15 protein-coding genes and 1 riboswitch are annotated in these 15,200 nt (G+C 62.0%); of the genes, 7 read left to right on the top strand and 8 right to left on the bottom strand.

What is annotated here, in order from left to right; translation table 11 throughout:
- The first annotated feature begins 170 nt into the window (after window positions 1–170).
- Window positions 171–623 (top strand): MarR family winged helix-turn-helix transcriptional regulator, encoded by a 453-nt coding sequence (locus ACRDT3_RS03775; RefSeq protein WP_431491698.1) that lies wholly within the window; start codon window positions 171–173, stop codon window positions 621–623.
- Window positions 620–1,648, top strand: a complete 1,029-nt coding sequence (locus ACRDT3_RS03770) for an FUSC family protein (protein WP_431491697.1) — start codon at window positions 620–622, stop codon at window positions 1,646–1,648. The genes ACRDT3_RS03775 and ACRDT3_RS03770 overlap by 4 nt, the downstream gene beginning before the upstream one ends.
- Window positions 1,649–1,658: 10 nt before the next feature.
- Here ACRDT3_RS03770 and ACRDT3_RS03765 read toward each other — a convergent pair whose 3' ends face one another.
- The 5 genes from ACRDT3_RS03765 to ACRDT3_RS03745 all read right to left on the bottom strand — a co-directional run bounded on the left by ACRDT3_RS03765 (window position 1,659) and on the right by ACRDT3_RS03745 (window position 7,318).
- Window positions 1,659–1,982 (bottom strand): 4a-hydroxytetrahydrobiopterin dehydratase, encoded by a 324-nt coding sequence (locus ACRDT3_RS03765; RefSeq protein ID WP_431491696.1) that lies wholly within the window; start codon window positions 1,980–1,982, stop codon window positions 1,659–1,661.
- 168 nt (window positions 1,983–2,150) lie between these two features.
- On the bottom strand, window positions 2,151–3,653 hold the full coding sequence (gene cycA / locus ACRDT3_RS03760) for a D-serine/D-alanine/glycine transporter (RefSeq protein WP_431491695.1): 1,503 nt from the start codon (window positions 3,651–3,653) through the stop codon (window positions 2,151–2,153).
- 321 nt (window positions 3,654–3,974) lie between these two features.
- A riboswitch (glycine riboswitch) is annotated at window positions 3,975–4,073 on the bottom strand.
- Between the two features lie 227 nt (window positions 4,074–4,300).
- A complete protein-coding gene (locus ACRDT3_RS03755) occupies window positions 4,301–6,559 on the bottom strand; it encodes a heavy metal translocating P-type ATPase (RefSeq protein WP_431491694.1) in 2,259 nt (752 codons plus the stop codon).
- Window positions 6,560–6,614: 55 nt separating this feature from the next.
- On the bottom strand, window positions 6,615–6,929 hold the full coding sequence (locus tag ACRDT3_RS03750) for a heavy-metal-associated domain-containing protein (RefSeq protein ID WP_431491693.1): 315 nt from the start codon (window positions 6,927–6,929) through the stop codon (window positions 6,615–6,617).
- A 59-nt stretch (window positions 6,930–6,988) separates the two neighbouring features.
- Window positions 6,989–7,318, bottom strand: coding sequence for a metal-sensitive transcriptional regulator (locus tag ACRDT3_RS03745; protein ID WP_431491692.1), 330 nt, complete (start codon window positions 7,316–7,318; stop codon window positions 6,989–6,991).
- A 96-nt stretch (window positions 7,319–7,414) separates the two neighbouring features.
- Here ACRDT3_RS03745 and ACRDT3_RS03740 point away from each other — a divergent pair, with 96 nt between their 5' ends.
- Together ACRDT3_RS03740 and ACRDT3_RS03735 are read left to right on the top strand one after the other, a co-directional pair.
- On the top strand, window positions 7,415–8,557 hold the full coding sequence (locus ACRDT3_RS03740; RefSeq protein WP_431491691.1) for a lipid II:glycine glycyltransferase FemX: 1,143 nt from the start codon (window positions 7,415–7,417) through the stop codon (window positions 8,555–8,557).
- Between the two features lie 13 nt (window positions 8,558–8,570).
- A complete protein-coding gene (locus ACRDT3_RS03735) occupies window positions 8,571–9,845 on the top strand; it encodes a carbamoyl-phosphate synthase (protein WP_431491690.1) in 1,275 nt (424 codons plus the stop codon).
- 12 nt (window positions 9,846–9,857) lie between these two features.
- Here ACRDT3_RS03735 and ACRDT3_RS03730 read toward each other — a convergent pair whose 3' ends face one another.
- Window positions 9,858–11,282 (bottom strand): DUF4232 domain-containing protein, encoded by a 1,425-nt coding sequence (locus tag ACRDT3_RS03730; RefSeq protein ID WP_431491689.1) that lies wholly within the window; start codon window positions 11,280–11,282, stop codon window positions 9,858–9,860.
- A 109-nt stretch (window positions 11,283–11,391) separates the two neighbouring features.
- Between ACRDT3_RS03730 and ACRDT3_RS03725 the strand changes: the two genes are divergently transcribed.
- Both ACRDT3_RS03725 and ACRDT3_RS03720 read left to right on the top strand, forming a co-directional pair.
- On the top strand, window positions 11,392–11,850 hold the full coding sequence (locus ACRDT3_RS03725; protein WP_431491688.1) for a GatB/YqeY domain-containing protein: 459 nt from the start codon (window positions 11,392–11,394) through the stop codon (window positions 11,848–11,850).
- Window positions 11,851–11,965: 115 nt separating this feature from the next.
- Window positions 11,966–13,213: a CynX/NimT family MFS transporter gene (locus tag ACRDT3_RS03720; RefSeq protein ID WP_431491847.1), complete on the top strand. Its 1,248-nt coding sequence runs from the start codon at window positions 11,966–11,968 to the stop codon at window positions 13,211–13,213.
- Here ACRDT3_RS03720 and ACRDT3_RS03715 read toward each other — a convergent pair.
- Window positions 13,210–13,974, bottom strand: a complete 765-nt coding sequence (locus tag ACRDT3_RS03715) for a DUF2786 domain-containing protein (RefSeq protein WP_431491687.1) — start codon at window positions 13,972–13,974, stop codon at window positions 13,210–13,212. The two genes, ACRDT3_RS03720 and ACRDT3_RS03715, sit on opposite strands and share 4 nt — an antisense overlap.
- Before the next feature lie 217 nt (window positions 13,975–14,191).
- Here ACRDT3_RS03715 and ACRDT3_RS03710 point away from each other — a divergent pair, with 217 nt between their 5' ends.
- Window positions 14,192–14,356 carry a hypothetical protein gene (locus ACRDT3_RS03710; protein ID WP_431491686.1) on the top strand — a complete coding sequence of 55 codons (165 nt, stop codon included), beginning with the start codon at window positions 14,192–14,194 and terminating at the stop codon, window positions 14,354–14,356.
- Between the two features lie 27 nt (window positions 14,357–14,383).
- On the opposite strand, the gene ACRDT3_RS03705 is transcribed toward ACRDT3_RS03710, so the two are convergent.
- Complete coding sequence (locus tag ACRDT3_RS03705) at window positions 14,384–15,049, bottom strand: IclR family transcriptional regulator (RefSeq protein WP_431491685.1); 666 nt, start codon at window positions 15,047–15,049, stop codon at window positions 14,384–14,386.
- Between the last annotated feature and the right edge of the window lie 151 nt (window positions 15,050–15,200).

Below are 15,200 nucleotides of genomic sequence, written 5' to 3'. Positions count from 1 at the left end.
GGCGCGCTTTCGCCGCGGCCGTGGCCAGGGCGAACAAGTCCTCCATTCCAAGGGGCGATGATTCCGTGCACCGGGTTGAGCGATGGAACGCGCCTAATCTGCGTGTGAGATTCATCGAATAAACCGCTTCAAGTTGAAATCGTTTCCGATTGAAATGATATTTTGAAGGAATGAATGAACACCGGATTCCGCAGTTCCAATGGAACTCGCTGAGCTACCTCACCGCCCGCGCCGGACGCATCGGCACCCAGGAGCTCACCGAGCTGATGGAATCCGAGTCCCTGGCCCGGCATCATTTCACCATCATCTGCGCCCTGGATGAGTTCGGCGGCATCTCCCAGAACGACCTGGCGGCACGTTCGAATCTGAACCGCGGCCACCTGGTGGCATACCTCGATCAACTGTCGAGCCGTGGAATCCTGGAACGCAACGTCGATCCGGAAGACCGACGCCGCAACGTCATCAGGCTGACCGCCGAGGGCAGGACGTTCGCTGCCCGGGCGATGAAGGCTGCCCGGCACAACGAAGCGAAGGTCTTTGGCGCCTTGGACGCGCAGCAGCAAGTCCAGTTGCGCACCCTGCTTCAGCTGGTCGCTGCGCAGGACGGCGAGGTGCACCAGTGAAACGCCATCTCAGGGAAGTCGTGCAGCGCAGCGTCGTCGTGGCCCCGCACCGCCCGTCGATCATCCCGGCGGCCAAGGCGACGCTCAGCCTGGCCGTGCCGCTGATCCTGGTAGCAAGTTCTTCACGCCTGGACTGGGCGATGTACGCCGCGTTCGGCGCCTTCTGCGCGGTCTTCGGCCGCTTCGATGCCTATGCGCCGCGTTTCTGGCAGCAGCTATCGGCGGGCATCGTGCAGATCCTCGCAATGCTGCTGGGTACATATTTCTCGTTCATCGACGCGCCGTTCCTGGTGCGTGCGCTGGTCCTGGCTGCCATCGGCTTCGGCGCGAACTACGTCTCCCATGCCGCGCGCTGGATGCCGCCAGGCCCGATCTTCGCCGTCTTCGCCGGTGGCGCCTGCTTGAGCATCCCGGCCAGCGCGCAAAGCTTCACTGGGGTGCTGCTGGTGGGCGGCGGAACGATGGCCTTCAGCGTGCTGCTGATGCTTGGCCTTTCGCTGCGGAAAGCGAATCTGCGCCATACCCTTGGCTCTGGCTACTCCTGGTCGCCCACAGAACGGGCGATGGCTGAATCGATCCAAATGGGCTCAGGCGTACTGCTCGCGGGCATCGTTGCCTACCTGGTCGGCGACGGCCATTGGTACTGGGCCAGCCTCGGCGCGATCGCTGCGGTCACCGGGGCCGACGCCTATGCGCGCCTGGCCCGCGGGCTCCAGCGTTGCGTAGGCACCTGCATCGGCGTAGCGCTGACCGCCATAGTTTTCGCCTTCGATTCCCCCATCTGGGTGATCCTGGCTGCCGCGCTGGCCTCGCAATTCATCATCGAGCTGGTGATCCTGCGCAACTATGCGGTGGGCATGGTCTTCATGACCGTTACCGCGCTGCTCATGGTCCATCTGGTCAGCCCTGAACCGGCCGCGTCCCTGCTCATCGACCGCATTTCCATGACGGCGCTCGGGGCCTTGGTGGGCGCGGTGCAGAGCGTCATCATCTCGCTGCTCGTGGCTCGCCGGCGCCAAGGCTGAACGCTGGGAGCTACCAGTGCTCGGTGATCACCTGCGCTTCGAGCTTGCCGGCCTCGATGGAGATATGGCGGGCTAATTCCAGGTCCAGTGTTCCCAGGTGCTCGGGCTGGTTGTGCGTTAGGCGCAGCTCGACGATGGTGACCCGCCAATCCAGGTGCGGATGCCGGTTGCCCTGCTCGGCGCGCAGGCCTACCTGGACAATGAACTGCAAGGCTGTGCTCGCGGAATCGAAACGGTAGGCGGCCCGCAAACCCAGGTCATCACGCTTCCAATCGGGCAAGGCCCCCAGCCTTTGGTCGAATTCGAAGCGCGGTAACGGACCGGTTGATGTCATGGTTCTTTCCTCCAAGGCGGCAGCTGGTCGAACTTTGCTAGTGTTTGCTGCCTGCAGCCATGATCGCATCGACTCCGGCCATTGCGGTAGCGATCCCAGCGTCTATGCAGTTAGGCTCCGGCATCTGGTGATGCCGGAGCCTAACAGATAGGGCTGGTGCGCGCGGGGCTACTGGCGGATGTCCTCGGAGACCTGCGCGGCGGTTTCCTCCTCGCGCATGGCGAAGGATTTCGCATCACGGTAGGCCGCGGCCTCGTAGCGTTCGTGCGATACCTTGGCCAGGTGCGCGGCGCGCAGTGCCTGGTGCTGCGGGTTGCGGCGGATGTACAGGTAGCCGGCGCCCAGGATCAGGAACCATGCCGGGGTGATCAGCAGGGCGCTGAAGGTATCGGCCTGGGTGGTCAAAGCCCACAGGATGAAGCCGAAGAAGCCGAGTACCACGTAGGGCATTGTGACCCCGCCGGGCACCTTGAACTTCGAGGCATCGTGCAGGTGCGGGCGGCGTGCGCGGAAGAGCAGGTAGCTGAGCAGGATGATGGTCCACACGAACATGAAGCACAGGGCCGAGACGGTGGTGACCAGGGTGAAGGCGCCCATCACCGAGTCGCCGCTGTAGAGCAGGGCGACGCCGGCCAGCAGGAACATGCAGGAGAACAGCAGCGCGTTCTTCGGGACCTTGCGGCTTGAGAGCTTGGCGAAGCCCTTGGGCGCATCGCCTTCCATGGACAGGCCGCGCAGCATGCGCGAGGTCGAGTAGATGCCCGAGTTGGCGCTGGAGGTCGCGGAGGTGAGCACCACGAAGTTGATGATGCCCGCGGCGCCGGCCAGGCCGGCCAGGGCGAACATGCCCACGAACGGGGACTGCTCGGCGGAGAACAGGTTCCACGGTTCGACGGTCATCAAGATGATCAATGCGCCCACGTAGAAGAACAGGATGCGGACCGGGATCGAATTGATCGCCTTGGGCAGCGTCTTTTCCGGGTCCTTGGTTTCAGCTGCGGTGGTGCCGACCAGCTCGATGCCCACGAACGCGAACACCGCAATCTGGAAGCCGGCGACGAAGCCCATGAAGCCGGTGGGGAACATGCCGCCCTCGGTCCACAGGTTGGAGAAGGAAGCGGTGGCCGAGTCGTGTTCGAATCCGGTGATGATCATGACCAGGCCGACCACGATCAGCGCGCCGATAGCCACGATCTTGATCAGAGCGAACCAGAATTCGGTTTCCCCGAAGGCCTTCACGGTGGCCAGGTTCAGCACCAGCAGCAGCGCGATGCACCCCAGCGCCGGGATCCACAGCGGAAGGTCGCCCCACCAGAAAGCGACGTAGTGGGCGATGGCCACCACGTCGGCAATGCCGGTGACAACCCAGCAGAACCAGTAGGTCCAGCCGGTGAAGAACGCCGCCCATGGGCCCAGCAGGTCCCCGGCGAAGTCGGCGAAGGTCTTGTATTCGAGGTTGCTCAGCAGCAGCTCGCCCATGGCGCGCATGACGAAGAAGAGCATGAAGCCGATGATCATGTAAACGAAGATGACCGACGGGCCGGCGACCGAAATGGTCTTGCCGGAGCCCATGAACAGGCCGGTGCCGATAGCGCCGCCAATGGCGATCAGCTGGATGTGACGATTGGAGAGTCCGCGCTCGAGAGTGGGATCAGAACTGGTGGTACTCATGCTGGTTGCCTTCCAGGAGTGTGGCGTGACGCCCTGAAGTTGTTCTGCCTCCAAGCCATCATGGCTTGGAGCGCAGGAACTCGCTTCGTTGAACACGTCCGATTTGGAGGATTCCAGCTGGCGTGCCCGGCAAGCTGCGCAGAGAGCAGGAGCCAGGTAAGCCACGGGGAGTACCTCGAAACCGGTGCGCTCGGTGCGGCACTGTTCTTGGTCCCTCCCCAATCTGTATATCTACCTGAGAGTTTTCACTTCGGCCCGACTACTGGGCGAAGCTTGCTCCTTCGGTGAGCACGGTGGAGCCGCGCTGCTTTCCAGATTTGCCTCTTCGTGGCGGTACGGGTGCCTGAGAGTTTCCCGGGGAGGAAATTGCTCCTACGGCGCCCGCCCTTGGCATGGGCGGATCTCTCCCGCCACGTATCAACGGCATATGTGGTGATTGCCATCACAGTATGCCCAGAAAATAAAACGTGGTGCAAGTCGCAATTTCACATTTCGGGCCCCGGATAACCGCTTGGTCACGCCAAATGGGGAAAGCGGCGGGTGAAATAGGGGATTTTCCGCTTCGTAACGATTCGGGAAGAAGCGCCATGAATACTCCAAAGCGGGGCATCGGATCAACCGATGCCCCGCTGTGGAAGTCCGGAGGGCTACTTTCCGAAACTTCGCAGTCGCAACGAGTTCAGTACCACCAGCACCGAGCTGGCTGCCATGGCGGCTCCGGCGATCATCGGGTTCAGCAACCCTACGGCCGCAATTGGAATGCCGGCAGTGTTGTAGGCGAAAGCCCAGAACAAGTTCATCTTGATGGTGGACAGGGTCCTAGCCGATAGGTCGATGGCCTGCGTGACCTGATGCAGGTCATTGCCCATCAGGGTAATGTCCGCGGCTTCGATGGCCACGTCGGTGCCCGAGCCCATCGCGATGCCGAGGTCGGCCTGTGCCAGTGCTGGCGCGTCATTCACGCCATCACCCACCATGGCCACGACCTTGCCCTGCTCCTGCAGCGACGTGATCGCCTTGGCCTTGTCGGCAGGGAAGACCCCGGCAAATACATCCTCGGCCTTGATGCCTACCTGGGCGGCGACCTCGGTAGCCACCGACTGGTTGTCGCCGGTCAGCAGCACGACGCGCAGGCCGCGTTCCTGGAGCTCGGCAATAGCTTTCGCGGAGCTGTCCTTGATCTTGTCGGCCACCGAGATCACTGCCTGGAACTGCTGGTCCACCGCGACCAGGATGGCGGTAGCGCCGGCCTGCTCGGCTTCCTCGAGCATGGCCCTGGCGGAGGCATCCAAGGAGGTGCCCTGGGCTTCAAGCCAGCTGAAGCGGCCTACGGCAACACGATGCCCGTTGACCGTGCCGACCACGCCGCCGCCTGGATCCGAATCGAAGTCGCTGGCCTCGGGCAGCGGGCCCAAGTCCGCTGCGGCCTTGGCGATGGCCTGGGCGATCGGATGCTCGGAATGGTGCTCCACGGCACCGGCCAAGGCCAGGGCCTCATTGGCATCGACCCCGTCGATGGCCTGGGTGCCCTGATGGGTCATTACCCCGGTGGTCACGGTGCCGGTCTTATCCAGCACGATGGTGTCCAGCTTGCGGGTATCTTCAAGGACCTGCGGGCCGCGGATCAAAATACCCAGCTGCGCGCCGCGTCCGGTACCGACCAGCAACCCGATCGGGGTCGCCAGGCCCAATGCGCAGGGGCAGGCGATGACCAGCACGGCTACCGCAGCGGTGAACGCCTGGTAGGTATCGCCGCTGGCAAAGAACCAGATCACGAAGGTGAGCAGCGCAATGGCCAGTACGATAGGCACGAAGACGGAGGAAATCCGGTCGGCCAGGCGGGCAATAGGCGCCTTGCCTGATTGGGCTTCGGACACCAGCTTGCCCATCTGGGCCAGGGTGGTATCCGCGCCAACACGGGTAGCCTCGATCACCAGCCGGCCCGAGGCATTCAAGGTCGCGCCGGTGACTTCATCGCCGGCCGCCACCTTCTGCGGTACCGATTCGCCGGTCAGCAGCGAAGTGTCTACCGCGCTGGCGCCGTCAAGGACCACGCCGTCGGTGGCGATCTTCTCGCCGGGGCGCACCACGAAATGGTCCCCGACCTGCACCTGCCCGGCAGGGATTTTCACTTCCGTGCCGTCACGAAGCACCACTGCATCCTTGGCCCCCAAGTTCAGCAGGGACTTGAGCGCATCGGATGCCGAGGACTTGGCGCGGTGCTCCAGGAAGCGGCCCAGCAGCAGCAAGGTGGCCACGACGCCGGCCGTTTCAAAGTAGAGCGCATGCTCGGACATGGACATGCCGATATGGGCGGTCAGCTGCGGATCGAGGATCAGCTGCACGGCTGAGAAGAAGTAGGCTGCGAGCACACCGAGGGAAACCAAAGTGTCCATGGTCGAGGCCAGGTGCCGTGCGTTCACTGCCGCTGCCTTGTGGAAGGGCCAGGCGCCGTAGAAGACCACGGGCGTAGCCAGCGCGAAGGCGACCCAACCCCAGTGCGGGAACTGCGCTGCGGGAATCATGGAAATGATGAACAGCGGGATGGTGAAGATCGCGGAGACCAGCAGGCGGCGCAGCAGGTGGTTGGGCACCAGGTGCTCGTGCCCGCCATGCTCATGCTCCCCATGTCCCTGGTGGTCCGAACCGGCAGGCTTGGGCGGGTGCTTGAGGGAGGCGGTATAGCCGGCGGCTTGCACCGTATCGATCAGTGCCTCATCGGTGACATCGGCTGGGACCTGGACCTTGGCGGTTTCCAGGGGCAGGTTCACCGTCGCGCTGACTCCGGGCAACTTGCCGAGTTTGCGTTCCACCCGATTCACGCACGAGGCGCAGGTCATTCCCTGGATGTCCAGATCGACGGTGCGCAACTCGGGGAATGTTTCATGCGGGGCATGGGAAGTCATGATTTACGACCTTGCACTTTCTTGCCGTTGTGGCGTGGTGCCTGGCTTTTTGCGGCTAGGCGTTAATTGCTTCGACGGTGTAACCAGCCTCGTCGATGGCATTGCGAATGCTTTCTTCGCTTACGGTTGCGGTGGTGGTGACGTTGGCGGTGGACACGCCCTTGGCATCGAGGATCACTTCAACCTCTTGTACCCCTGGAAGCTCCTTGAGCTCCTCGGTGACAGAGGATACGCAGTGGCCGCAGGTCATGCCGGAAATCTTGATTTCCAATTGGCTGGTCAGCGGGGTGCTCTGCTCACGGGGAATGATCTGCAGGCCCTGGTTGGCGTTCTTTTCCGAGGAGCATCCGCAATTGCAGTTGTGGCTCATGATCTTGCTCTCTTTCAATGAATTCTGTGTGAATTGGAAATGGGTGTTTCGGGACGCTCTTAGCGCACCAAACGGGATATGGCGGCCGTGGCCTCGGCGATTTTGTCTTGCACGATGGATGGATCGCCCTTTTCGATGGAGGACTTGGCCGCATCAACCACGCAGTGGCCGATGTGGTCATCGATGAGCTGCACGCTGACCTTGTGCAATGCCGCGTTAATAGCGGAGATCTGGGTCAGGATGTCGATGCAGTACTTGTCGTCATCTACCATCTTGGCCACTCCACGCACCTGGCCCTCAATGCGCTTCAAACGTCGTTCCAAGGCGCTTTTGTCCGCGTGATAGCCGTGGTGCTCGGCTGCTTCATGTGGCGTGTGGTTGGTATCCATATCTCGATCATACCCCTAGGGGGTATTAAGTCAAGTACCCCCTAGGGGTATCCAGCATCCCCCAGTCCGGGAGGGAAGCACGGTAGGATTTCACCCGTGAGCCACAACGAACTTCATGTGCGTCCGATTTCCGGCACCGAGCACTCAGCATTCCTTGAGACCGCCCAAGACGTCAGCTTCCTGCAGCGTCCCGAATGGGCTCAGGTCAAGGGCGGCTGGCGCGGCGAATCCCTCGGCTGGTTCGAGGAAGATGACCTGGTAGGCGCCGCACTGGTACTGCATCGCGCAGCCCCGGTCATCAAGAAGACCCTCGCCTACATACCCGACGGCCCGATCATCGACTTCGGTACCTACGCACCTGAACGGGTCATCCGGCCGCTGGCCGCCTACCTGAAGAATCGTGGCGCATTCCAGCTGAAGATGGGCCCGGGACTGACCGTGCGCACCTGGGGTGCCGCTGCGGTGCGCAAGAACCTGGGCAAGGAAGGCTTCACCCAGCTCGCTGACCTTGAAGCCAAGAGCTCCTCGGGCACCGCGCTAGCGCTGAATGACGCCTTGTTGGAAATGGGATTCTCCAAGGAAGATGTGGGCCTGGACTTCGCTGCGGGCCAGCCGGAATTCGTGGCCCGCGTGGCGTTGCAAGATGATGCCGGCAACCAGCTGGACGTAGACCAGGTCATGGCCAGCTACTCGGCGACCACCCGCAACGAGACGCGCAAGGCGCTGAAGAGCACCTTGGAAATCGAAATCGGCCAGACCAAGGACATGGCCCGCTTCCATGCCCTGTACAACCACACCGCGGACCGCCAGGACTTCACCGGCCGCCCGCTGGGCTACTTCGAAAAGATGCACACCGTGCTCAATGAAGCGGTGCCCGGCTCCTGCACCCTGTACATCGCCAGCAATGAAGGCGTGGACTTGGCCGCATCCATTGTCATCCGTTCCTCGAACCTGGCCTGGTACCTGTACGGCGCTTCCTCCTCGGAACAGCGCAAGCTGTTCGCGCCGAAGGCGATCATGCAGCATATGGTCATCGATTCCATCGAGGCCGGCTGCCGCTACCTGGACCAGGGCGGCGTGAGCGCGACCCTGGACAAGGAGCACCACCTCTCGGGGCTGACCAAGTTCAAGACCAACACCGGCTGCGACATCGTGCAGACCAACGGCGAATGGGACCTGGCGCTGAACAAGCCACTGGCGTGGGCCTTCGAAAAGTACATGAACTGGCGCAAGAAGTAGGGAAAACACCACTTTGGCAATCGATCCAACCCAGCCATTTGTCCCGGTCATCCTCGGCGGGGACATCGGCACCTACACCCTGGCGCGCGAATTCTACGAGGCCTACGGCGTGCGGTCGGTGGTCCTGCCGGCTGCGGGCAACGGCGTTATCGAGCACTCGGTAGCCATCGAGCTGCGCCCCATCGGTTCCATGGCTGACGAGGCCCGCGTGGTCACGGCCCTGGCCGAGCTGGCCGATGAGCTGAAGGCCGCGGCGGATCGGCCGCTGATGCTCTTCGGCTCCCTCGACTTCCACATCATGCTGATCGCCAAGAACCGTGCGCAGCTTCAGGAGCAGTACGTCATCCCGTACCCCCAGCTGGAAACCATCGAGGGCGCGGCACTGAAGGAAAACTTTTACGCGCTCGCCGAGAAACTGGGCATCGCCCACCCGGGCACCGCCGTGTATTATCCGGGAGCCCAGCTGGATTCGCTGGTTGGTTCCTTCGACTACCCGGTGATCGGCAAGCCATCGAGCTCCGCGGATTGGATCGCCGCCAAGTTCGAGGGCAAGCAGAAGATCCACACCATCGACAGCCGTGCCGACCTCGAAGCGCTGGTTTCCAAAATAGATGGCAGCGGCTACGCCGCGGGCTACATCTTCCAGGAGTATATCCCGGGTGGAGATGACGCGATGCGCCTGTGCACCTACTTCGCCACCCAGGAAGAAAAGGTCATCTTCGCCGGCTACGGCGAAGTGGTGATCGAGGAACATGCCCCGCTGGTGCTGGGCAATTCGGCCGCCATTGTCACCGGGCGCAACGATGCGATGGCAGCCGATGGCGCGCGCATGCTCGAAGAACTGGGCTGGCGCGGAATTGCCATGATCGATGCAAAATATGATCACCGCGATGGCCAGGTCAAATTCTTCGAGATCAACCCGCGACTGGGCCGCAACCACTTCTACCTGACCGCAGCCGGGGTGAACCCGGCCCGTTTCTATGTCACCGAGTTCCTCGGCGCGCAGTTCGATCACTCGAACCCGGAAACCGACGCGGTGGTGGACACCGAGGCAGGCGTCTTGCAGCTCTCGCGCCAGCGGCTGTTCACCGTGCTGCCGCACCACCTGCTGCGCCGCTTCCTGGATAGCGAAACGGGCCGCAAGGCGGAAGCACTGCTCAAGGCCGGCAAGGTCTCGAACCCGTTGAAGTTCGCAGCCGAGAAGAATCCTCGCCGCAAGCTCTACTTGCTGTTGAATGCGGTCAACCACTACCGCAAGTTCAAGCTGTTCCCGCCGCGCACCCAGTAGTCTTCCCCAGGCTTAGGGTCGAGGACTGGTGGGCGGTTGCGGCTTGAAGGCGTCGTCAGGAGGTCCCCACCCGGCGCGGGCCTGGACCCAGGGGCTTTGGATAATCTGCGCCCCGTCCAGGATGTCAAGGGGCGTCGGCTGGCCATCGTATTCAGGTGCGAGCTGGACCGGTTTCATTCCCTTGGCTGCGGCGATGCTCAGGGCAACGGTTTGATCCGGGTCCAGGGAGGTCGACATGGCATTCCAATCCAGCGTCGAAATCACCGCTTCGCCGGAAGGGATGGCAACGCGTTCAAGGAGGATATCCGGTTCGGGCTGCAGCGCGATATCCGGTTGGGCTTCGCCGGCCTCGTTGAGGAAATCGATCTGCGGGTAGGACTGCAGCGCGCACGAGCGAGCCGAAATGTTCTTGGCATAAACCGGCATATACCGGGAACCTGCAGCCGCATCGGGTGTGCCGAGGACTATTTCCAAGTCCTCATCTGCGCACAACGGGGCTGACTGATTCGCTGGCCAGCTCTTGACCTCATCGGGAAGAACCACAGGCTTGGGAATCAGCCATTCCGGTTTCTTGCTTCCAACCCAGCCTTCAGCGATGTCCGCGTAATCACGTGGAATCAACTTGTAGGCCATGGGCTCGGCAAATGGTTCATAGTGGTCCAGCCAGGCAAGGGTTTTCTTCTCCAGGCCTGCTGGCGCATCGTTGCCAACGGTCAAAATCAGGCCGGAATTATCAATGCTGGCGCTTTGAAAGCCGCCTCGATTGGCCGCATTGATTACAAGCTCGATCTCGGAAATAACTATGCGATTCTCGGGCGAATAGCGCACAGATCGATCTGCGAGTGCCAGGTCGGTGGGACGATTGGCCTGGGCAGCGAATTTTCCCAGCGTCAGCAGCTGCTCCAGGTTAGCCGCCGTGGCCGAGTAGTTAGCCACACTTGCCGCGCCAAGCTGGCGTAGGCGGAATGCGAATGAAGCCTTCTCACTGAGAAGACCTGGCTTGGCCCGCTCTTCACCACCAATGTCCGAAAAATTCTCGGAGACCTCCAGAGGGTAGGTTTTCGCCTTTGAACCTGGGATATTTTGGGGTGGACCGGCGACAAAGGCCATGTCGATTTCCCGCAAGCTCAGGGCATGGGCTCCGGCCTGGATCCGTTGTGCCATCTCCAACACGATTTCTTCAGCTTGCACAGGAGCGAGCTGATCCGAGAGCACGAATTGCAGGTCAACTGACAGATCCGGTTTGGCAAAGGCATCGTGATCCATGACCTCAGCGGACACCTTGGAGCCTAGGATCCCGTCTCGGTCCTCAATGGCTGCAACGAAATCGCAAACTTCATCGGGCGCGTCGCAGGAATTCCAGGGCTTCCAGATAATCATGATGGCTGCGACGAGGGCCAGCGCGAAGACGATAGCTCCAGCGCGCAGTGAATTCATCTGGCTACTGTATCAAATGCACCCTCATGCTTTACTGCTGGTACTTCGGAAAACCGTGACGGGATAATGCGAGTAAAATTTCAAGCACACGTATTGAAAGCGAGTTCCCATGAGTTTGAAAGATCGCCTGCGCGATGACAGCATCGCCCACCTGAAGGCCGGCAACGAGCTGGAGAAGACGACCCTGCGCAATATCCTCAGTGCCATCGGCACCAAGGAGAAGTCGGGAAAGAACCCCAGCGAGCTCAACGACCAAGATGTCGAGAACCTGCTTCGCAAGGAAGTCGGCAACCGCGAGGAAACTGCCGGCCTGGCCGCCAAGGACGGCCGCACCGAATTGGCTGAACGCGAATTGGCCGAAGCCGCCTTCATCTCCACCTACCTGCCCAAGATGCTTGACGAAGCGCAAGCCCAGGGCATCGTTGACCGGATCATGGCCGAACTTGCTGCCGATCATGACCTGACCATGAAGGATATGGGCCAGGCAATGAAGCTGGTCGGCGCCGAAATCGCTGGCCGCTTCGATGGCAAGGCCGTCTCCCAGATGGTGCGCGCCAAACTGGGCTAGCCAGCTCTGGACACTTCATTTGGCACGGGCCGTCCCATTTTTGGGGCGGCCCGTTGCCGTAGTCTAGGGAGCGGATATGGGATCCGGGTTTTGAAGCAGATAGTCTGTGGATACCATGCCTGACTTCCCGAAAAACCACGCCACCCTGTCCAAGGGCTTTGGTGCACTGCTGATCCTTGCCATCATCCTGGCCTCGCTTAACCTGCGTCCTGCCGTCACCTCCTTGGGGTCCCTGCTCGACCTGGTGATTGATGACCTGCAGATGAATGGTTTCGTGGCCGGAATGATCACCGGCATCCCGCCACTGTGCTTCGCGCTGCTGGGTCCCTTGGCGCCGCGGCTGGCCGGGAAACGCGGACCGGAACTAGTGGTGGCCGCCGCCATGGGCGCCGTCCTGCTGGGCATTGCCCTGCGAGCGGTCGCGCCGGGGACCGGATTCTTCTTGCTGTGCACCGCGTTGGCCCTTGCCGGCATCGCGGTGGGCAACATCCTGATGCCGGTACTGGTCAAGCGCTGGTTCCCGGGAAAGATCGGGATTGTCACCGGGGCCTACACTACGGCGGTTGCCTTGGGTGCTTCCGGCGTTGCGGGCATCGCCGTGCCGGTGAACCAAATGCTTGGCGGAAACTGGCGCGTGGGCCTGGGCTTCTGGGCAATATTGGCCCTGCTGGCCCTGGTGCTCTGGCTGCTGGTGTACTTCGGCATGCGCAACCAGATTGCCGCCCAGCAGCAGCATCTTGCCAGCAATTCAAATGATGCGGCCGGCATCGGGCCGATGAGCAAGAATGCCACCGCATGGTGGGTGGCGTTGTTCTTCGGCGGGCAGTCCGCCGTGGCCTATATCTTCATGGGATGGCTGCCCAAGATCTTCATCGACTTGGGGGTCTCGCCGGCATTCGCAGGATCCCTGCTGGCGATCCTGCTGGGTGTGGGCGTGCCCTTGTCCTTCGTGATGCCGGCGCTGGCTGCCAAATTCTCGAACCAGGCCCCATTGGTGATCTTCAACGGTGCCGTGGGCATCATCGCGGTCATCGGCATGCTGCTCGCTCCGGTCCAGGGAGCGGTGCTGTGGGCGGTGCTGCTGGGCATCTGCGGGTCGAACTTCCCGCTGGCCTTGACCATGATCGGCTTGAAGGCCCGCACCGCCGCGGGTGTCTCGAAGCTTTCCACCTTCGGCCAGTCTGCCGGCTACCTGCTGGCGTTCCCCGGTCCGTTCCTGGTCGGGGTGCTGCACGAAACATCGGGTTCATGGGTTGCGCCGATGTGGCTGATTGCCGGCTTGATCGTTTTCCAGACCCTGGTCGGCATCATGGCCGGGCGTCCGCGCTACATCGAGGACACGCAGCTTCAGGAAGTGCGCTAGCTGGCGACTTCTCCGGACGCGGCCGAATCGACGTGCTTGCCGAAACCGAGATCTGCCTGGCTTCCTGCAACCCGTCCGGCCAATGATGCATTGGCGCTTCCTGCTGCGGCACGGTTTCTGCTGCGGCGCAGGAACGGGTATTTGCTGCCTACGAATTCGTCGACCTGTTCCTTGCGGCTGGCCAGGACCAGTTCGGTCCCGCTGCCGCTGTGCACGCTTTCTTCCTGGTAGAGGATGGCGATGCGCGAAGCGACTTGCAGGTAGAAGCTGCGCTGGAATTCGCGGCGTTCAATGGATTTCTCTGAATCGGTGTACCAGTTCGTGTAGAGCTTGCCCTCCTGTGCCCACCAGTGGGCCATGGCGGCAGTCGCCTGGACAACCAAGGAAGCGAAAAGGTTCTTGACGGTGGCGACATCCGATTCATGGCCGATGATGTACAGCCTGCACGAGGTCGAGTAGTTGCTTTGCAGCATGGATACCGTGCGGAAGGCCCGGCCCACCGCGGACAGGCCATCGCGCTGCCCCAGGCGGTAGACGCCGCGCATATCGAAGTGCTCCTCGATAATGGCTTCCTTCTTCTTGCCCCGGTGGGCTGATTCGGCATCCAGCTCCGCGCGGCCGATGCCATAGCGCACCATGAGCCGTTCGGCATGTTCCTGGAACGCCTGCGCTTCGTGCGGGAAAGTGGTGTTCTCCGCCTTGTTCAGCAATAAGGCAATGCGTTCTTTCAAGCGTTGCAGCTTTTGCTCAGAGGTGCTCATGGCTTCTTCCTTGATAGCGGTCCTGCGGTGGTGAAGAGGTCGTATCCGGTTCACTGCATTAGTTTGCCACGAGGTGGACAGACCCGCTCGAGGGGCTGTGGGTAACTGCCTCCTGCAGACCCTAGCCGGTTGTGTAAACCGCGCGTAGAGTGAAGGCACCAAGCAGGTCCAGCAGGCCCGCGAACTTCGCTTCGCGGCTGGTCATCGGGAGGTTGTGATGGGTGATTTTCGGGCATACACCATGGAAGAGCGGGCCACGTACCTGGCTCCTTCGTGCGAGCGCTGCGGGCAGCACCGCCACGTGGTGTGGGAGAAGGTCGAAGGAACCGAGACCTACCTTCCGCGTGATGCGGGGTGCTCCAATGAGGCCTGCACCGCCTAGCAAGCGCGGCTTTCGGGCAGGTACCGCTCAAGAACGGATGCCGAGGCTCGCGGAGATGCGGGCCGAGGCGGCCGTGAGCACGGCGGCAATGTGGTTGCGATCGCGTTCCAGCGGCGGGTAGATGACGGCTATGGCCGCGGGCTTGCCCTGCGGGAGCACCAGCGGAACGGCAATCGAGGTCAAACCAGGGATCACTTCGTCATGGCTGAATTCAAAGTCCTTGGCCGGGTGCTCGGCGGGATTGAGCATGGAACGGATGACTCGTCCCGGTGCGCCGTTGTCGATCGGATGGCGGGTGCCCGGGCGCTGGGCCACGGTGGCATCGGCGAGCCGGGGTTCCGCGGTGCTCAGGGTAACGGCTGCCTCGCCGTCGAAGACAACGAGCAGCGCCGTCATCTGCAGCTCATCGGAGACGGTGGCCAGATGCGGTGCGGCCGCGGCCTGCAAGGACTTGGCGACGTTGCGCGCCAGCGCGCCCAGGCGCGCTCCCAATTCGAGCTCGCCTGCCGGATTGCGTTCCACGAAACCGTACTGCTCGAAGGTCTTGACCAGCCGGTAGGCCATGGAGCGGTGCACGCCCAGCAACCCGGCGAGTTCCGAGACGCTCAGCGGCGTCGCGGATTCCCCGATCAAGGTCAGTGCTTCTAGCCCGCGGCCCAGGGTCTGCGAACCGCCTTCGGTGGTTTTGCTCATGTTCCAATCATTCCATCTGGCCTGGGCATATGGCTGCCGCGCTGTTCCCGGTGTGATCTACGTCTTGCCTACAGCCTACGTGAAAGCTACGATTGTTTCTATAGTTAGAACAGTGTCGCAATTATAGAGACAATGAAGTTCGGCGGCACAG

This window comes from Glutamicibacter sp. (assembly GCF_050701915.1).
In the GTDB taxonomy this organism is placed as follows: Bacteria; Actinomycetota; Actinomycetes; order Actinomycetales; family Micrococcaceae; genus Glutamicibacter.
The sequence above is the reverse complement of the archived record's forward strand: the minus strand, read 5'-3'. Positions and strand labels throughout refer to the sequence as shown.